Below are 16492 nucleotides of genomic sequence, written 5' to 3'. Positions count from 1 at the left end.
AATGCCGACATTGTTCATTTCATCGTTAGCACGAGCACGTCGTTCCCGCGCAGGCGGGAACCCAAGTCTGCACGTGCCGCCGGCTGCGCAAAATTGGCCCCCCGCCTGCGCGGGGGCGACGGTGGTTTATACTCCGAGCTAACATGACCCGGATCGACTTCCACACCAACATCCCCGACAAGCTCAGCTACGTCTGCCGCCTCGCGCGCAAGGCGTACGCGGCGCGCGCGAAGCTCGTCCTGCTGGCCGACAGCCCGGCGCAGGCGGAAGCCCTGAACGAGGCGCTGTGGACGCTGTCCGGCACCGACTTCATCCCGCACGTGATGGCGGGCGATCCCCTCGCGCCGGAGACGCCGGTCATCGTCACGGCCGACGAACGGGTCGAGCTGCCGCATCGCGACATGCTCGTAAACCTGACGCGCCGCACGCCGGCCGGCTTCGAGCAGTTCGCGCGCGTGTTCGAGATCATCTCGACGGACGAGGAAGACGCCGCCGCCGGCCGCGCGCGCTATGTCGCCTACAAGAAGCAGTCCTATCCGTTGACCCACTTCGTGGCGGGACAATCATGAGCGATATTCCCTTCAACGACGAAAGCATCCCCGTCCTCACCGAGGTCGTGGCCGAGACCGCGCCGGCACCCACGGCCGAAGCCCAGCCCGAACCCGGGCAGCCCGCGCCGCGCGAGCTCGACGACGACGCCTGGCGCGCCCTCGAGGAACGCCTCGTCGCGCGCGTGCTCGACCGGTTGCAGGACCGCGTCGAACTGGTACTGGAAGACCAGGTCCGCAGCAGCATGGCGCCCGTGCTGGACCACGTGGTGACGCGGCTCGCGACGGAATTGCGCGACGGGCTGCAGGTGACGGTCGAACAGGTCGTCGCGCGCGCCGTCGCGCAGGAACTCACGCACCTGCGCTCGCGCGATTGAGCGTCATCGCTCTCCCGATTGGAACGCTTTGCGCAAACCATAAATTAGGGTAACTTCGACCTGCGGACATAACATCCTTCCTGGAGAGAACATGCAGGTCACAACGAAACTCATCCCCTTAGCCATCGCCCTCGCCTTCGCGGGCACGGCGAGCGCGCAGCAAGTCGTCAAGATCGGCCATGTGGCGCCGATCTCCGGCCCCAGCGCCCACCTCGGCAAGGACAACGAGAACGCCGCGCGCATGGCGATCGACGAGCTCAACGCGAAGGGCGTCACGCTGAACGGCCAGAAGGTCACGCTGCAACTGATCTCCGAAGACGACGGCGCCGATCCCAAGCAGGGCACGGCGGTGGCGCAGAAGCTCGTCGATGCGAAAGTCAACGGCGTGATCGGCCACCTGAATTCCGGCACCACCGTGCCCGCGTCGAAGATCTACAACGACGCCGGCATCGTGCAGATCTCGCCCGCCACGACGGCCCCCGTCTACACGCGCCAGCATTTCCCCGGCGCATTCCGCGTCGTCGCCAGCGACGCCAAGCTGGGCAGCACGCTGAGCAAGTACGCGATCGACACGCTGCACGCGAAGAACATCGCGATCATCGACGACCGCACGACGTACGGCCAGGGCGTCGCGGACGAATTCGCGAAGGGCCTGAAAAAGCCGGGCATCAAGGTTGTCGGCCGCGAATTCACGAGCGCCACGGCCACCGACTACACGGCGATCCTCACGTCGATCAAGGCGAAGAAGCCGGACCTGATCTTCTTCGGCGGCATGGACTCCGTCGCGGGCCCGATGCTCAAGCAGATGAAGGCGCTCGGCATCACGGCCGTCTTCATGGGCGGCGACGGCATGTGCACGGACGCGCTGGGCCGCCTGGCCGGCGACGGTCTCGGCGAAGGCAGGGTCTATTGCGCGGAAGCGGGCGGCGTGAAAGGTCCGCAGGAAAAAGTCATGGAAGACTTCCGCGCCCGTTACAAGAAGAAGTTCAACATGGACGTGCAGCTGTACGCGCCATACGTCTACGATTCCGTGATGGTGATGGCGACGGCGATGCAGAACGCGAAATCGGCCGATCCCGCCAAGTACCTGCCCGTCCTCAAGAACATCAAGTACGAAGGCGTGACCGGGACGATCCAGTTCGATGCGAACGGCGACATCAAGGATGGCGCGCTGACCCTGTTCACCTACAAGGGCGGCAAGCGCACGAAACTCGACGTGATCCGCTGAGCACGATAAAAAAAGCGCGCCTGCACATGCATGGCGCGCTTTTTTTTATTGAGCGTCGGATCGCGGGATTATTTCTGCGCCAGGACCCACTTGACCAGCGTGTGGGCTTCCGCTTCGCTGACTTGCGGGTTGGCCGGCATCGGGACCGGACCCCAGACACCCGAACCACCCTTCATGACCTTCGCAACCAGTTTGCCTTCGGCATCTTTCTGGCCCGCGTATTTGGCGGCGACGTCCTTGTAGGCCGGGCCGACCAGCTTGGTTTGCACGGAGTGGCAAGCCATGCAATTCTTGGCCTTCGCCAGGGCGGCCGCGTCTTGCGCGAAGGCGCCGGTCGAAGCCAGGGCAGAGACTGCAGCAAACAACATCATGGTACGTTTCATCGACTCTCTCCAGTTGGGGGCATTTCTATAATTCGAATTCTATCGTGTTTCCCAGCGCATAGCGGCGGGGACATGTTTAGTAACGGATGATACAGATTGTCGTTGACCAGATGGCAGTATTCTGTTGCTGATCAGCAGCACTGTTGTAACATGGCCGCTCGAAAGGAATTCCGTCATGCCCCTGATCCTGCTGATCCTCGTCCTCGTCGTCCTGCGCTATTTCGAGGTCTGGCGCTTCGCCGAACTGTCCTGGTGGTGGATCGTCGGCCTGATGGTCGCCGGCTTCATCTGGTTCGAATTCATCGAAAAGATGCTGGGCCTCGACAAGCGCAAGGCCCACGACCTCGACGAAAAGCGGCGCAAGGAACGCGTGAAGCAGAGCTTCGACAAACGCAAGTAGTGCGCCCGGGAGCTTAGCACGCGGGGTTGTTGGCGAACATGTCATGTGGCGTATAGGGCATGTTCTCCGAGCGTATGAACATGTCAACGTCGCCCCGCGAAGGCGGGGGCCCAAGTTGCACGCGTATCGCCAGCTCATGAAAAATTGGATCCCCGCCTTCGCGGGGACGACGGCTCAACGCGTCCGACTTCGGATGCTCAGCAGGTCACCGCCCCCTTGCTCGCCGGCTCCGCAAGCGCCGCGAACTTGGCCAGCACCCCACGCGTATAACGCGGCGCCGGCCGCACCCACGCCGCGCGCCGGCGGGCGATCTCGTCGTCCGGCACGTTCAGCTGGATCAGCTGCCGGTGCGCGTCGATCGTGATCGAATCTCCTTCCTGCACGAGCGCGATCGTGCCGCCCTCGAACGCTTCCGGCGTCACGTGGCCCACGACCATGCCCCACGTCCCGCCGGAAAAGCGACCGTCCGTGATCAGCCCGACGGATTCACCGAGCCCCTTGCCGATCAGCGCCGCGGTCGGCGCCAGCATCTCCGGCATGCCGGGGCCGCCGCGCGGGCCCAGGTAGCGCAGCACGAGCACGTCGCCCGGGTTGATCCGGTTCGCGAGGATCGTGTCCATCGCGCTGTACTCGTCGTCGAACACGCGCGCCGGCCCCGTGATCACGGGGTTCTTCAGGCCCGTGATCTTGGCCACGCAGCCCTCCGGCGACAAATTCCCCTTCAGGATCGCCAGGTGGCCTTCGCTGTACAGCGCCCGGTCCAGCGGACGGATGACGTCCTGGCCTTGCGGCGGCACGGACGGCACGTTCGCCAGTTCCTCCGCCAGCGTGCGGCCCGTGATGGTGATGCAGTCGCCGTGCAGCAGGCCCGCGTCCAGCAGCAGCTTCATCACCTGCGGTATACCGCCCGCCCGGTGCAGGTCCGTCGCGACGTATTCGCCCGACGGCTTCAGGTTGCAGATCACGGGCACCTGGCGGCGCACTCTCTCGAAATCGTCGATCGTCCATTCCACCTCGGCCGCGTGGGCGATGGCGAGGTAGTGCAGCACGGCGTTCGTCGAACCGCCCGTCGCCATGATCACCGCCACCGCGTTCTCGATCGATTCCCGCGTGATGATGTCGCGCGGCTTCAGGTCGCGCTTGACGGCTTCCACGAGCACGCGCGCGGACTCCGCCGCCGATCCCACCTTCTCGTCGTCCGGATTGGCCATCGTCGACGAGTACAGCAGCGACATCCCGAGCGCCTCGAACGACGACGACATCGTGTTCGCCGTGTACATGCCGCCGCACGACCCGGACGACGGGCAGGCGTTGCGCTCGATGCCGTCGAAATCCTCCTGGCTCATGCGCCCCGCCGTGAATTCGCCGACGGCTTCGAAAGCCGACACGATCGTCAGGTCCTTGCCCTTCCAGTGCCCCGGCCTGATCGTCCCGCCGTAGACGTAGATGCCGGGGACGTTCGTGCGCGCCAGCGCGATCATCCCGCCCGGCATGTTCTTGTCGCAGCCGCCGATCACGACGACGCCATCCATCCACTGGCCGTTGACGCACGTCTCGATGCAGTCGGCGATCACCTCGCGCGAGATCAGCGAGAACTTCATGCCTTCCGTCCCCATCGACATGCCGTCGGAGATGGTGGGCGTGCCGAACACCTGCGGATTGGCGCCCGCGTCGCGGATGGTGGCGATGGCCACGTCGGCCAGTTTCTGCAGGCCGGAATTGCAGGGCGTGATCGTGGAATGACCGTTGGCGACGCCGATCATCGGCTTGTCGAAATCCTCCTCGCGGTAGCCCATCGCGTAATACATCGAACGGTTCGGGCTGCGGGCGACGCCTTCGGTGACGTGGCGGGAACGGCGGTTATAAGGCATGGTCGGCTCCTGATGGGACGATTTTCCCAGCATGCCGCGCGGACCGGTTCGCGTCAAATGGGCGGTCACGCGTGCTTCTGATATGCTGCGCGAATCACAGACACGCCACCCATACGATGAACATCGAAACGCGCCAGCTGCGCTACTTCGTCACCGTGGCCGAGGAACTGCACTTCGGCCGCGCCGCCGCGCGCCTGCACATGACGCAGCCGCCGCTGTCGCAGGCGATCGCCGCGCTGGAAGACGGCCTCGGCACGGCGCTGTTCCTGCGCAACCGCCGCACGGTCGCGCTGACGCCGGCCGGCAGCGCCCTGCTGCCCGAAGCCCGCCGCATCCTGCTCGAGGCGGCCCTGCTGCCCGAACTGGCGCGGCGCGCGGCCAGCGGCGAAGCGGGACGGCTGGCGCTCGCGTTCATCACGTCGGCCGACTACAGCGTGCTGCCGCCTTTCCTGCGCCGCTACAGCGAACGCTATCCGGGCGTGCAGCTGTCGCTGCAGGAAGCGACGTCGGACGTGCAGGTGGACGAACTGCTGCGCGGCCGCATCGACGCCGGCCTCCTGATCCCCCCGCTGCCCGACCGCGCGCGCGCCGGGCTCGATTACATGAAGGTGCTGGACGAGCCGCTGATCCTGTGCGCGCCCGCGGGCCTGCTGCGCAAGAAGGGGCCGGTCGCGCTGCGCAACCTGCCCGCGCTGCCATTGATTATTTTCCCGCGCGAGATCTCGCCCGCGCTGCACGACGCGATCCTGTCCTGCTTCCGTGAAGCCGGCATCACGCCGGCCATCGGCCAGCAGGCGATCCAGATGCAGACCATCGTCAGTCTCGTCTCGGCCGGCATGGGGTTGGCACTTGTGCCACAATCCGTGTCGAACCTGATGCGGCCAGGCGTAGAATACCGTGCCCTCGCCGACGCGACCCCGCTGGTCGAGACCGGCATCGCATGGCGCCGCGATAATCCTTCGCCGGTGCTCAAGGGCTTCCTGGAACTACTGAGGACAATTTAATTATGCTCGTTCACCCGCAACCGAACCCGGTCGCCTTCAGCATCGGCCCCGTCGACATCCACTGGTACGGGATCATGTATGTGGTCGCCTTCGCCCTGTTCATCCTGCTCGGCCGCGTCCGCATCAAGACGCAGGCCCACGTGCAGGCGCAGGGCTGGACCAACACCGACCTCGACGACATGCTGTTCTACGGGATGCTGGGCGTGGTGATCGGCGGGCGCCTCGGCGAAGTGCTGTTCTACCGCCCGGACTATTATTTCTCGCACCCGGCCGAGATCTTCATGACGTGGCACGGCGGCATGTCGTACCACGGCGGCTTCCTCGGCGTGCTGATCGCGATGGCGCTGTGGGCCAGGAAGCGCGGCCGCAACCTGCTCGACGTGTACGACTTCATCGCGCCGATGGTCCCCATCGGCTATGCGTGCGGCCGTCTCGGCAATTTCATCAACGCGGAGCTGCCGGGCCGCCTGGCCGATCCGAACCTGCCGTGGGCGATGCTGTGGCCGGGCGTGGAAGGGCTGCGCCATCCGTCGCCGCTGTACCAGATGCTCGTCGACGGCATCCTCGTCTTCGTGATCATGTGGCTGTTCGCACGCAAGCCGCGGCCGCGCCTCGCCGTCGGTGCGCTGTACACGCTGCTGTATGGCTGCGCGCGTTTCTTCACCGAGTATTTCCGCGTGCCCGATTGGGAGACGCATGTGATGGGGTTGCCGATCACGTCGGGGCAGGTGTTGTCGCTGCCGATGATCGTGGCGGGACTGATCATGCTGGGGTGGGCGTATTCGGGTTCAAACAAACGGGCCGTGCACGCCTGAACGTCGTCCCCGCGCAGGCGGGGACCAAGTTTTACGCATGTCGATAACGCGTACAAATTGGGCCCCTGCCTTCGCAGGGGCGACGGTTTGAATTACGTGGCCGGGATCGACACGCCCATCAACGCCAGCACCTTGTCCCACTGCGCTTTCGTCACCGGCGAAATGGACAACCTGCTGCCCTTCTGCAGCAGCACCATGTCTTCCAGCGCCGGCACGCCACGCATCTCGGTCAGCGGCAGATAACGTCCTTCCGCCACCGCGGTCACGTCGACGGAAATCCAGCGTGGCTGCTCCCGCGTCGCCTTCGGATCGAAATAGTGGCTGGAAGGGTCGAACTGCGACGCATCCGGATACGCACCGCCGGCCACCTTCGCGATACCCGCCACGCCCGGCACCGCGCAGCTGGAGTGATAGAACAGGACACCGTCGCCGACCTCCATCTGGTCGCGCATGAAATTGCGGGCCTGGTAGTTGCGCACGCCGAACCAGGCGACCGTCTTGCCGGGCGCTGCGAGGACGTCGGCGAAACTCACTTCATCGGGTTCGGATTTCATCAACCAGTAGCGCATGCGCGGGTCCCCATTCGTCAGCACAAATGAAAAAGCGGCTGCGAACTTATCGTACGCAACCGCTTCGGAATATATCCCCGCCTGTGCCGTTTTTGCCGGCATCCCGAACCTGATGGCTCAAGGTGGTCGTAGTCAGTTCAATTTCGGGTTCGTCGAACTAGCGACGATCGCGCCCACCAAACATGTTCCACAACCTATGCGAAAGAATGGTTCAAGGAATATATGGCAAATCTCGAACACCGCAGGGTAGACGGCAGTTTACTACGATGGCCGGGCATGTCAAACGTTTTTAGGCTCAGGCCAGGTTTTGGTCGGCCGAGAGTGCGGCATCCAACACCGTGTGCATCGCCTCGAGTTTCTGCTTGACTTCCAGGATCGTCAGGTCCGCCAAGGGTCCCTGCGGCGCTTTCACGGACAGGAATTCGGCGGCCACCGACAGCGCCGCCATCACGGCGATGCGGTCCGTGCCCTTGACCTTGCCCGAGTCGCGCAATGCGCACATTTTGCCGTCGAGATAGGCCACGGCTTCGCGCAGCGTCTTCTCCTCGCCGTCGCGGCACGCCAGGCGATACGGCAAGCCCATGATGGTCACGTCCAGTTGGATCATTGCGGGGCCTCGGCGTCGTCGGTCGTCGTTTCGGGAGCGGGTTCGAGGTGCGCCAGCAGCGCTTCGACGCGCTGCTGGGCCGCGATCAGCCGGTTCTTGAAGTCGACGTTTTCTGCGCTGAGCAAGGCGTTCGCCTGGCGCAGCAGGTAGTTCTCGCTGCGCAGCGCCTGGGTCAACTGGGCGAGCCGGTCGATCTTATCGGAGAGGTCTTGGAATTCGGAAATCATCCGTAACTATAGGATCGTCTTGAATTTTTCGTCAACAGGCGCGCGCTCCCGTGCGATCGTGCGCCCTGTCGCGGGCGTTCGATGTTACCCTCATATGCTTATGCGTTCATCAACCGCCGCCAGGTCGCGCATCCGGCGGCGCGCCTCCCGCATTGTCCCGATGCGTCCGAATCGGTTGCGAAACCGCAAAAAAGTCGATTAAAACTCGAACACAGTGGCTTGAAATGCCAAATTATCGTCCCTATAATTAGCACTCGTTAGTAGAGAGTGCTAACAAACCTTTCTACGCCGCAGTGAGTCGATCCCGAGGATGGCTGGCTGCGGTCCCTGGATAGCTCGTCAAACCAACTAAAAGGAGTTTTGCATGAACCTTCGCCCATTGCACGATCGCGTGATCGTGAAGCGTCTCGACCAGGAAACCAAGACTGCATCCGGCCTGATCATCCCCGATGCGGCGGCCGAGAAGCCGGACCAAGGTGAAGTGCTGGCCGTCGGTAACGGCAAAGTGCAGGAGAACGGCAACGTCCGTCCGCTGGAAGTGAAAGTCGGCGACCGCGTCCTGTTCGGCAAGTACTCGGGCCAGGCCGTCAAGGTCAACGGCGAAGAGCTGCTGGTCATGCGCGAAGAAGACATCATGGCCGTCGTGGCCCAGTAATTCGTCCAATAACTTCCTGAATCTGGAGAAATAAAACATGGCAGCTAAAGATGTAGTGTTCGGCGACGTAGCACGCGCCAAGATGGTCGAGGGTGTCAATATCCTGGCCAACGCAGTCAAAGTCACCCTGGGCCCGAAAGGCCGCAACGTCGTGCTGGAACGTTCGTTCGGCGCCCCGACCGTCACCAAGGACGGTGTCTCGGTCGCCAAAGAGATCGAACTGAAAGACAAGCTCATGAACATGGGCGCGCAGATGGTCAAGGAAGTCGCTTCGAAGACCAGCGACAACGCCGGTGACGGCACCACCACCGCGACCGTGCTGGCACAAGCCATCGTCCGCGAAGGCATGAAGTTCGTTGCCGCCGGCATGAACCCGATGGACCTGAAGCGCGGCATCGACAAGGCCGTCACCGCTACCGTCGAAGAACTGAAGAAGATCGCCAAGCCGACCACGACCTCGAAAGAGATCGCGCAAGTCGGTACCATCTCGGCCAACTCGGATTCGTCCGTCGGCGAGCGCATCGCCGAGGCGATGGAAAAAGTCGGCAAGGAAGGCGTCATCACCGTCGAAGACGGCAAGTCGCTGAACGACGAGCTGGACATCGTCGAAGGCATGCAGTTCGACCGCGGCTACCTGTCGCCGTACTTCATCAACAACCCGGACAAGCAGGTTGCCGTTCACGAGAACCCGTTCGTCCTGCTGTGCGACAAGAAGATCTCGAACATCCGTGATCTGCTGCCGGTGCTGGAGCAAGTCGCCAAGGCTGGCCGTCCGCTGGTCATCGTCGCCGAAGACATCGAAGGCGAAGCGCTGGCGACCCTGGTCGTCAACAACATCCGCGGCATCCTGAAGACCGTCGCAGTGAAAGCCCCGGGCTTCGGCGACCGTCGCAAGGCCATGCTGGAAGACATCGCCATCCTGACCGGTGGCCAGGTGATCGCCGAAGAAGTCGGCCTGACCCTGGAAAAGGTCTCGCTGAACGAACTGGGCCAGGCCAAGCGTATCGAAGTCGGCAAGGAAAACACCATCATCATCGATGGCGCCGGTGCCGCCGAAGCGATCGAAGCGCGCGTCAAGCAGATCCGCATCCAGATCGAAGAAGCGACCTCGGACTACGACCGTGAGAAGCTGCAGGAGCGCGTGGCCAAGCTGGCCGGCGGTGTTGCCGTGATCCGCGTCGGTGCCGCGACCGAAGTCGAAATGAAAGAGAAGAAAGCACGCGTGGAAGACGCGCTGCACGCCACCCGCGCTGCCGTCGAAGAAGGCATCGTCCCGGGCGGCGGCGTGGCCCTGCTGCGTGCCCGCGCCGCGCTGAACGTCAAGGGTGACAACCCGGACCAGGAAGCCGGTATCAAGATCGTCCTGCGCGCGATGGAAGAGCCGCTGCGCATGATCGTCCAGAACGCCGGTGAAGAGCCGTCGGTCGTCGTCGCCGCCGTCATCAACGGCCAGGGCAACTACGGCTACAACGCGTCGAACGGCACCTATGGCGACATGGTCGAAATGGGCGTGCTGGACCCGGCCAAGGTCACCCGCTCGGCACTGCAGAACGCAGCGTCGATCGCCGGCCTGATGCTGACCACCGACTGCATGGTCTCGGAAGTCGCCGAAGACAAGCCGGCCGCCGGCGGCATGGGTGGCATGGGCGGCATGGGCGGCATGGGCATGGACGGCATGATGTAATTCGCCGTACCCGCGCCGTACTCCGTCGCACCGGAAGCCCGCAGGGTTCGCGCCCTGCGGGCTTTTCTTTTGTCCGGACTAACCGTGCGAGCCTTGAACCGCAGCCGCTGCATACTGGCGGCATCGACTTCAAGCGGAGGCACCATGGCGGCAGTCAACCTGGACGAACTCGAACACGCGGCCCTCGTCGTCGACGATGGCGAAGGCCGCGCCACGGCCCTCGTCGCGCGCGCGACGGGCATGATCCATTTGCTCAACGACGACTACATGGACGAGGAAGCGCCAATGCCGGCCGACGCGGGCGCAGGCAGGAGCACCGAAATTAGCGACTACGTGGCCGTGCCGCCCGCGAGCACGCTCGGCATCGGCGACCAGCTCGTGTTCCGCTTCGCCGCCACGCACCTCGCGGGCGACCAGGCGACGATCCGCGACCTCGTCCGCGCCGAGGACACCGACGGCTTCGAGCGCCTGCTCGACGAGCGCGGCGCCACCGAGTCGTGGCAGCGCTTCCGCACCGAGGAAACGCAGACCGCGCTGCGCCGCTGGTGCGACGAACACGGGCTGCGGGTCGGCGGCTGACGGCTCGGAACGGGGTCTCGAACGCCGCCCGTACACTCGGGCGGCGTACGTTGACGATACGGTTGCGCAGCACGCCGGCTATGGTCGCGTAGCGGCTGTCGTCGACGAAGTCCGAACCCGGCACGTTCACGGCCGGCACGCGCGGTGCCGATCCCGCGCGCGGCTTCCAGGCCGCATCGACGTCGAGGTCGCGCCGCGCATGCAGATAGACCGTCTGGATCGTCGACACGCGGACAAGGCCGCCTGGCGGAACCCGAAGTTGGCGCCGGCCGAGAACCGGTCGCGCCGCCAGTCGGCGACTAGGTTGGCGGACAGCGGCACCTGCTGGTCGAGCCGGTTGTCCGGGCCCGGCACCGCATCCGCGTGCGACCAGTTGCGCGCGACGCCGCCGCGCAGTTCCAGCGTCCGCACCGGGAAATGCGTTTCGAACTGCAGCGTGGGCGTCGTCGCGCCGCCGACGTTTTCCGGCTGCGACACCCAACGGCCTGCGGCCGCATCGAAGCGGACCAGGTTGCGCGTGGTGTCGTCGATGCGGCGCTGCGCTGCGCTCACCGAGAACCGCGCGCCCGCCGCCCATTCGCGTTCATACGCCGCATCGATGACCGCGCGCTGCCGAAGCCGGCGCCGTCGACGCGGTGCGCGCGGCCGGCGTCCCGGCCGACGGCCAGCGCGTGGCCTTGCCACAGCGGCAAGGTCGCCTTGCCGGCCGTGCCGACGTCGCGGTCGTGGCCCGTCGACGCGATGTCGCGGCGGAGCAAACCGACGGCCGGATTGCCGCCCGCATCGCGGTCGCTGCCGTTGTCCGTGTAGCCGCCGGAGGCATTGAACTTCGTCTCCAGTATGCCGCCGCCCTCGAACGCACCCACTCGAGCGCCGCGCGCATCGAGCAGGTTGGTGTCGCCGTATTTCACGAGGGCGTCGTGGCGGACGACGATGCGGGCCGCGGTGTCGTCGCCGCGCGAACCAATTCCAATGATACGCAATTTTTACTTCCAATAAGTAGCAATTATGAATTCCAACAATAGGAAAAAATAATTGCCATTCTCGTCTATTTTTGTTCAGCTTCTGCCATACTTCCTCACCACATTGGCAAGGAGGAACGACACGTGAAACGATTTGCACTGCTTGCGGCCTTCCTGGCCGCCCTGCCGCTGGCCGGCATCGCCGGCCCCGCACCGTCGCCGGAACGTCAGATCGACGCGCTGTTCGCCCCGTGGAACCGGCCGGGCATGCCGGGCGCCCTCGTCGCGGTGATCCGCGACGGCAAGGTGGTGCTGACGAAGCGCTACGGGATGGCCGACATCGAGCGCGGCGTGCCGATGTCGCCGTCCGCCGAGTTCTTCATCGGGTCGATGTCCAAGCAGTTCACCGCGTTCGCCATCCACCTGCTGGCAAAGGACGGCAAGCTGTCGCTCGACGACGACGTCCATATGTACCTGCCCGACGTGCCGGACTTCGGCAGGAAGATCACGATCCGCAACCTGCTGCACCACACGAGCGGATTGCGCGACTACTTCGACCTGATGGCCATGGCGGGCCTGCGCCCGGGCGACGTCATCGACGAGGACAAGGCGCTGGCATTGATCAGGCGCCAGCGCACGCTCAACTTCGAACCCGGCCAGGAATGGGACTACTCGAACACCGGCTACGTGCTGCTCGCGCGGATCGTGGAGCACGTGGCCGGCAAGCCGTTTCCCGAATTTGCACGCGAACGCATCTTCGTCCCGCTCGGCATGACGCACACGCTGTTCCAGCAGGACTACCGCACCCTCGTGCCCGGCCGTGTCCTGTCGTACGTGCCCGCCGACAGCGACGGCTTCCGGCTCGCGCCGGTCAACATCTCGATGGCCGGCGACGGCGGCGTGTTGACGACGCTGGGCGACCTGGCCCTGTGGGACCGCAATTTCTACGACGGCCGCGTCGGCGGCATGGACGTGGTCAGGCAGATGCAGGCAACCGGCGTGCTCAATGACGGCAAGCCGATCGCGTACGCATCGGGTCTGCTTGTCTATCCCTACCGTGGCTTGCGGCTGGTCGAACACAGCGGCGGGGCCGGCGGCTATGGCAACCAGCTGTGGCGTTTCCCCGACCAGCATCTGTCGGTGATGGTGTTCGCCAATACCGCCGACATCGATACTTATCACACCGTGCGCAAGGTCGCCGACATGTTCCTGGACCGCGTACCCGGCGCGGCGCCGGCCGAGCCCATGGCACCCGCGAAGACGTTCAAGGAAATCCGGCTCGACCCTGCGCGGCTGGATGCGCTGGTCGGCTTTTACGCGACGTCGCCGCAATCGGGGATCACCTTCACCAAGGAGAACGGCCGGCTGATGGCGCTCGGCATGGGATTCCCGAAAATGCCCGCGTTTCCCTATGGCGAGCGCGATTTCTTCGCCAGGGTGACGGCCTCCCGCTTCAGCTTCGATCCACCCGGCCCGGACGGCATCGTCGCGGGCGGCATCCTGCACTGGGGCGAGCAGGATATTCCCGCCACCTGCACCACACGTCCGATGCCTTCCGCAGCGGAATTGAAGCGAGTCGAAGGCGATTTCTACAGCGACGAGCTGCACGTCCTGTATTCGATCGCCGGCAAGGACGGCGACCTCGTGCTGACCTATCCGGGCGGCACGGTCACGCTCGGTTTCAACGGCGAACGCGACTATGAAACCGGGTTCGGCACGCTCAAATACCAGTGCGGCACCGATGGCTGCACCGGGTTCACGATCAGTACGGAGCGAGCGCGCAACGTCCGGTTCACGCGGGTCGCGCTGGCTCCCTCCAGCCGTTAAGTTGCTGGGCAACACCAGTTGGTTTAGACTGGTTCTTTCCCTTCCAACTTGCCAACATGTCCGCACGCCCCGTCCGCCTGCTGAGCGCCACCCTCTTCGCCCTGGCCGCGCTGGCCGCCTGCAAGGGCGAAAAACCGGCGCCGCCGCCGAAGCCGGCCACCGTCCAGGCGCCGGCCGTGCCCACGCGCACGCGCGACCAGGCGATCGCCGCGCTGATGGCGCTGCCGGAACTCAAGACGTGGTCGGAGCAGATCGAAAAGCGTTCGCACGGCGCGGCGCACGGTGCCGTCATCGAGGACGATCCGAACCCGCGCGTCATCGAAGGCAAAAAGTATTACCAGCTGAGCTTCGTGGAAGACCGCAAGCAGAACGTGCACCGCCGCGCCAGCTTCCTCGTGTCGTACGAGGGTGACGACATCCTCGTCGAAGACCTGGACAATGATTCCGTGCAATCGCTGGCCGAATGGCGGCGCAATATCCGCAACGTCGAACTGAAGTCGCGTTGATCGGCCACAAACCAGCCCCCATTCGACGCGTCTATCGTGGACGCTGCCGCTGACCGTGCAGCGCCACCGCCCGTTCGCGCGGACGGTGGCGCCACTCCTCCCCCGGTCGGCGGCGCCTCCCCTTCATCGCTTCACACCCGCGCCCGCCACTCCGCCAGGTAATGCTGCGGCGTCTTGCCGAGCAGCTTGCGGAACATGCTCGTGAACGCGCTCGGGCTCGCATAGCCCAGTGCCTCCGCGATCCGGCCCACGCTCTCGCCGCGCGCCAGCATCTCGAATGCGTGCGCCAGGTGCACCTGCTGCACCCACTGGCGGTAGTGCAGACCCGTCTCGCGGGGAAACAGCCGGATCAGCGTGCGCGCGCTGGCGCCCGCGTCGAGCGCATAGTCGTCGAGCCGGCGCTGGCTGGCGGGATGCGCCATGATGTCCGTGCACAGGGCCTGCAACCGGCGGTCGCGCGGCCACGGGACGGCGATCGGCACCGTCTCCATGGCCTCCAGTTCCGACAGGATCAGCCGCGCCAGCGCCTCGCCGCGCCCGCCGGGCGGATAGTCGACGGGCTCCGCCGACAGCGCCAGGATCAGCTCGCGCAGCAGCGGACTCACTTCCAGCACCTTGCACCCGTCAACGAGACGGCCCGCCGCCGCCTTCTCGATGTACAGCGTCCGCATATTGACGCGGCTGAGCATCGTCAGCTCGTGCACGATGCCGGGCGCGATGAGGAGTGCGCGGCGCGGCGGGATGATCCACACGCCCAGCGCCGTGCGCACCCGCATCACGCCTTCGCTGGCGTACAGCAGCTGCACCCACGGGTGGCTGTGGGCTTCGACCAGTTCGCCGTGCTGCACTTCGGACGGCACGGCCGTCACGCTGCGCGGCAGCTTGCGGAATTTCTGGCGGTAGCGGGGAGACGGGGCGATCGTCATATGTCACTTACGCGACGAAAAATGGAATATGCGCTTGAATTACCGATATTACACTGGACCGCCATTCATCGGAAAAACCACCATGACCATGCCCACTTCGCCTTCCGTCACGGCGACCGGGCCGGCCAGCGCCGCGCCCGGGACCGTGCTCCAGATCCTGTTTTCCGTCGCCTTCGTGCACCTGCTGAACGATTGCGTGCAGGCCGTGCTGCCGTCGATCTACCCGCTATTGAAAGAACAGTTCGCGCTCAGCTTCACGCAGGTCGGCCTGATCACGCTGACGTTCCAGTGCACCGCGTCGCTGCTGCAGCCGTGGATCGGCCTGTACACCGACAAGCGCCCGATCCCGTTCCTGCTGCCGGCCGGGATGTGCGTGACGCTGGCCGGCGTCGCACTGCTGGCCGTCGCCGGCACGTTTCCGATGTTGCTGCTGGCCGCGGGCATGATCGGCATCGGCTCGTCCACCTTCCACCCGGAAGCGTCGCGCGTGGCGCGGCTCGCGTCCGGCGGACGCTTCGGCTTCGCGCAGTCGCTGTTCCAGGTCGGCGGCAACCTCGGCTCCGCATTCGGCCCGCTGCTGGCGGCCGCCATCATCGTGGGCCGCGGCCAGGGCCGCATCGCGTGGTTCATGCTGTTCATCCTCGTCGCGGTGATCGTTCTCGTGGGCGTCTCGCGCTGGTATGGCAGCCACCTGAAGACGATCACGCGCAAGGCCGCCGCGCACGCAGGGCCGGCGCTGCCGCGTGCGACCGTCATCCGCGCGCTGGCCGTGCTGGCCATGCTCGTGTTCTCGAAATACGTCTACATGGCGAGCCTGTCGAGCTATTACACGTTCTACCTGATCGAGAAATTCCACGTCCCCGTCGGCACCGCGCAGCTGTACCTGTTCGTGTTCCTCGCGGCCGTGGCGGCAGGCACGTTCGCGGGCGGGCCGATCGGCGACCGCATCGGCCGCAAGCGCGTGATCTGGGTGTCGATCCTCGGTGCCGCGCCGTTCACGCTGGCGCTGCCGTATGCGGACCTGTTCTGGACCGGCGTGCTGTCCGTGGTGATCGGGCTGGTGATGTCGTCCGCGTTCTCCGCGATCGTCGTGTTCGCGCAGGAGCTCGTGCCGGGCAAGGTCGGCATGATCGCGGGGATCTTCTTCGGATTGATGTTCGGCGTCAGCGGCATCGGTGCCGCGGCCATGGGGCATCTCGCGGACGTGTCCGGGATCGAGACGGTGTATCGGCTGGCGTCGTTCCTGCCGTTGCTGGGGATTCTGGCGGCGTTTTTGCCGAAGATCGAAGCGCGCAGATAGCCTTAAGACCGTCGCCCCCGCGCA

The 16492-nt window shown here is 65.0% G+C and carries 20 protein-coding genes and 1 other RNA gene; 12 read left to right on the top strand and 9 right to left on the bottom strand.

The window, feature by feature from the left end:
• Window positions 1-143 precede the first annotated feature (143 nt).
• The 3 genes from QPK29_RS13355 to QPK29_RS13345 all read left to right on the top strand — a co-directional run bounded on the left by QPK29_RS13355 (window position 144) and on the right by QPK29_RS13345 (window position 2153).
• The gene (locus QPK29_RS13355) at window positions 144-569 is read left to right on the top strand and encodes a DNA polymerase III subunit chi (RefSeq protein WP_371763964.1); all 426 of its coding nucleotides are present in this window, start codon (window positions 144-146) and stop codon (window positions 567-569) included.
• Window positions 566-925 (top strand): hypothetical protein, encoded by a 360-nt coding sequence (locus tag QPK29_RS13350; protein ID WP_371769104.1) that lies wholly within the window; start codon window positions 566-568, stop codon window positions 923-925. Before QPK29_RS13355 ends, QPK29_RS13350 begins: the two co-directional genes overlap by 4 nt.
• A 91-nt stretch (window positions 926-1016) precedes the next feature.
• The gene (locus tag QPK29_RS13345) at window positions 1017-2153 is read left to right on the top strand and encodes a branched-chain amino acid ABC transporter substrate-binding protein (RefSeq protein WP_056130637.1); all 1137 of its coding nucleotides are present in this window, start codon (window positions 1017-1019) and stop codon (window positions 2151-2153) included.
• 68 nt (window positions 2154-2221) lie between these two features.
• Here the strand turns inward: QPK29_RS13345 and QPK29_RS13340 are convergent, their stop codons facing one another.
• Window positions 2222-2536, bottom strand: a complete 315-nt coding sequence (locus QPK29_RS13340) for a c-type cytochrome (RefSeq protein WP_056130632.1) — start codon at window positions 2534-2536, stop codon at window positions 2222-2224.
• A 175-nt stretch (window positions 2537-2711) separates the two neighbouring features.
• Between QPK29_RS13340 and QPK29_RS13335 the strand changes: the two genes are divergently transcribed.
• Window positions 2712-2936, top strand: a complete 225-nt coding sequence (locus QPK29_RS13335; protein WP_056130629.1) for a TIGR04438 family Trp-rich protein — start codon at window positions 2712-2714, stop codon at window positions 2934-2936.
• 197 nt (window positions 2937-3133) lie between these two features.
• Here QPK29_RS13335 and ilvD read toward each other — a convergent pair whose 3' ends face one another.
• Entirely contained in the window at window positions 3134-4807 is a 1674-nt protein-coding gene (gene ilvD, locus QPK29_RS13330) for a dihydroxy-acid dehydratase (RefSeq protein ID WP_371769103.1), read from the bottom strand.
• A 116-nt stretch (window positions 4808-4923) separates the two neighbouring features.
• On the opposite strand from ilvD, the gene QPK29_RS13325 reads away from it, so the two are divergent.
• Both QPK29_RS13325 and lgt read left to right on the top strand, forming a co-directional pair.
• Window positions 4924-5811, top strand: coding sequence for a LysR family transcriptional regulator (locus QPK29_RS13325; protein WP_056130623.1), 888 nt, complete (start codon window positions 4924-4926; stop codon window positions 5809-5811).
• 2 nt (window positions 5812-5813) lie between these two features.
• A complete protein-coding gene (gene lgt, locus QPK29_RS13320) occupies window positions 5814-6626 on the top strand; it encodes a prolipoprotein diacylglyceryl transferase (RefSeq protein WP_056130620.1) in 813 nt (270 codons plus the stop codon).
• A 92-nt stretch (window positions 6627-6718) separates the two neighbouring features.
• On the opposite strand, the gene QPK29_RS13315 is transcribed toward lgt, so the two are convergent.
• From QPK29_RS13315 to QPK29_RS13300, 4 genes are all read right to left on the bottom strand, one after another.
• Window positions 6719-7195 carry an EVE domain-containing protein gene (locus QPK29_RS13315; RefSeq protein ID WP_056130618.1) on the bottom strand — a complete coding sequence of 159 codons (477 nt, stop codon included), beginning with the start codon at window positions 7193-7195 and terminating at the stop codon, window positions 6719-6721.
• Between the two features lie 70 nt (window positions 7196-7265).
• Window positions 7266-7446: non-coding RNA, 6S RNA (gene ssrS / locus QPK29_RS13310), on the bottom strand.
• Between the two features lie 44 nt (window positions 7447-7490).
• Window positions 7491-7802 (bottom strand): cell division protein ZapA, encoded by a 312-nt coding sequence (locus QPK29_RS13305; RefSeq protein ID WP_056130616.1) that lies wholly within the window; start codon window positions 7800-7802, stop codon window positions 7491-7493.
• Window positions 7799-8029, bottom strand: coding sequence for a hypothetical protein (locus QPK29_RS13300; protein WP_056130612.1), 231 nt, complete (start codon window positions 8027-8029; stop codon window positions 7799-7801). The genes QPK29_RS13305 and QPK29_RS13300 overlap by 4 nt, the downstream gene beginning before the upstream one ends.
• A gap of 364 nt (window positions 8030-8393) precedes the next feature.
• Here QPK29_RS13300 and groES point away from each other — a divergent pair, with 364 nt between their 5' ends.
• The 3 genes from groES to QPK29_RS13285 all read left to right on the top strand — a co-directional run bounded on the left by groES (window position 8394) and on the right by QPK29_RS13285 (window position 10947).
• Window positions 8394-8684 carry a co-chaperone GroES gene (groES, locus tag QPK29_RS13295; protein ID WP_056130611.1) on the top strand — a complete coding sequence of 97 codons (291 nt, stop codon included), beginning with the start codon at window positions 8394-8396 and terminating at the stop codon, window positions 8682-8684.
• Between the two features lie 37 nt (window positions 8685-8721).
• A complete protein-coding gene (groL, locus tag QPK29_RS13290; RefSeq protein WP_056130608.1) occupies window positions 8722-10368 on the top strand; it encodes a chaperonin GroEL in 1647 nt (548 codons plus the stop codon).
• A gap of 144 nt (window positions 10369-10512) precedes the next feature.
• Complete coding sequence (locus QPK29_RS13285; RefSeq protein WP_371769102.1) at window positions 10513-10947, top strand: hypothetical protein; 435 nt, start codon at window positions 10513-10515, stop codon at window positions 10945-10947.
• Between the two features lie 126 nt (window positions 10948-11073).
• Here QPK29_RS13285 and QPK29_RS13280 read toward each other — a convergent pair whose 3' ends face one another.
• Together QPK29_RS13280 and QPK29_RS13275 are read right to left on the bottom strand one after the other, a co-directional pair.
• Window positions 11074-11499, bottom strand: a complete 426-nt coding sequence (locus tag QPK29_RS13280; protein ID WP_371769101.1) for a hypothetical protein — start codon at window positions 11497-11499, stop codon at window positions 11074-11076.
• A complete protein-coding gene (locus QPK29_RS13275; protein WP_371769100.1) occupies window positions 11496-11930 on the bottom strand; it encodes a hypothetical protein in 435 nt (144 codons plus the stop codon). The genes QPK29_RS13280 and QPK29_RS13275 overlap by 4 nt, the downstream gene beginning before the upstream one ends.
• 123 nt (window positions 11931-12053) lie before the next feature.
• On the opposite strand from QPK29_RS13275, the gene QPK29_RS13270 reads away from it, so the two are divergent.
• Both QPK29_RS13270 and QPK29_RS13265 read left to right on the top strand, forming a co-directional pair.
• Window positions 12054-13736, top strand: a complete 1683-nt coding sequence (locus QPK29_RS13270) for a serine hydrolase domain-containing protein (protein WP_371769099.1) — start codon at window positions 12054-12056, stop codon at window positions 13734-13736.
• Between the two features lie 56 nt (window positions 13737-13792).
• On the top strand, window positions 13793-14242 hold the full coding sequence (locus tag QPK29_RS13265) for a hypothetical protein (protein ID WP_371769098.1): 450 nt from the start codon (window positions 13793-13795) through the stop codon (window positions 14240-14242).
• Window positions 14243-14373: 131 nt separating this feature from the next.
• Here QPK29_RS13265 and QPK29_RS13260 read toward each other — a convergent pair whose 3' ends face one another.
• A complete protein-coding gene (locus QPK29_RS13260; protein WP_056130593.1) occupies window positions 14374-15168 on the bottom strand; it encodes an AraC family transcriptional regulator in 795 nt (264 codons plus the stop codon).
• 88 nt (window positions 15169-15256) lie between these two features.
• Between QPK29_RS13260 and QPK29_RS13255 the strand changes: the two genes are divergently transcribed.
• On the top strand, window positions 15257-16468 hold the full coding sequence (locus tag QPK29_RS13255; RefSeq protein WP_229412083.1) for an MFS transporter: 1212 nt from the start codon (window positions 15257-15259) through the stop codon (window positions 16466-16468).
• Window positions 16469-16492 lie beyond the last annotated feature (24 nt).

Origin of the sequence: Massilia orientalis (assembly GCF_030411975.2) — a bacterium.
Lineage (GTDB): Bacteria > Pseudomonadota > Gammaproteobacteria > Burkholderiales > Burkholderiaceae_D > Telluria > Telluria orientalis.
The sequence above is the reverse complement of the archived record's forward strand: the minus strand, read 5'-3'. Positions and strand labels throughout refer to the sequence as shown.

Coding starts and splice junctions, on each gene's coding strand:
- groL (WP_056130608.1), top strand. CDS start 8,722: ATGGCAGCTAAAGATGTAGTGTTCGGCGACGTAGCACGCGCCAAGATG.
- QPK29_RS13355 (WP_371763964.1), top strand. CDS start 144: ATGACCCGGATCGACTTCCACACCAACATCCCCGACAAGCTCAGCTAC.
- QPK29_RS13265 (WP_371769098.1), top strand. CDS start 13,793: ATGTCCGCACGCCCCGTCCGCCTGCTGAGCGCCACCCTCTTCGCCCTG.
- lgt (WP_056130620.1), top strand. CDS start 5,814: ATGCTCGTTCACCCGCAACCGAACCCGGTCGCCTTCAGCATCGGCCCC.
- QPK29_RS13300 (WP_056130612.1), bottom strand. CDS start 8,029: ATGATTTCCGAATTCCAAGACCTCTCCGATAAGATCGACCGGCTCGCC.
- QPK29_RS13315 (WP_056130618.1), bottom strand. CDS start 7,195: ATGCGCTACTGGTTGATGAAATCCGAACCCGATGAAGTGAGTTTCGCC.
- QPK29_RS13260 (WP_056130593.1), bottom strand. CDS start 15,168: ATGACGATCGCCCCGTCTCCCCGCTACCGCCAGAAATTCCGCAAGCTG.
- QPK29_RS13340 (WP_056130632.1), bottom strand. CDS start 2,536: ATGAAACGTACCATGATGTTGTTTGCTGCAGTCTCTGCCCTGGCTTCG.
- QPK29_RS13255 (WP_229412083.1), top strand. CDS start 15,257: ATGCCCACTTCGCCTTCCGTCACGGCGACCGGGCCGGCCAGCGCCGCG.
- QPK29_RS13325 (WP_056130623.1), top strand. CDS start 4,924: ATGAACATCGAAACGCGCCAGCTGCGCTACTTCGTCACCGTGGCCGAG.
- groES (WP_056130611.1), top strand. CDS start 8,394: ATGAACCTTCGCCCATTGCACGATCGCGTGATCGTGAAGCGTCTCGAC.
- QPK29_RS13285 (WP_371769102.1), top strand. CDS start 10,513: ATGGCGGCAGTCAACCTGGACGAACTCGAACACGCGGCCCTCGTCGTC.
- QPK29_RS13305 (WP_056130616.1), bottom strand. CDS start 7,802: ATGATCCAACTGGACGTGACCATCATGGGCTTGCCGTATCGCCTGGCG.
- ilvD (WP_371769103.1), bottom strand. CDS start 4,807: ATGCCTTATAACCGCCGTTCCCGCCACGTCACCGAAGGCGTCGCCCGC.
- QPK29_RS13335 (WP_056130629.1), top strand. CDS start 2,712: ATGCCCCTGATCCTGCTGATCCTCGTCCTCGTCGTCCTGCGCTATTTC.
- QPK29_RS13345 (WP_056130637.1), top strand. CDS start 1,017: ATGCAGGTCACAACGAAACTCATCCCCTTAGCCATCGCCCTCGCCTTC.
- QPK29_RS13350 (WP_371769104.1), top strand. CDS start 566: ATGAGCGATATTCCCTTCAACGACGAAAGCATCCCCGTCCTCACCGAG.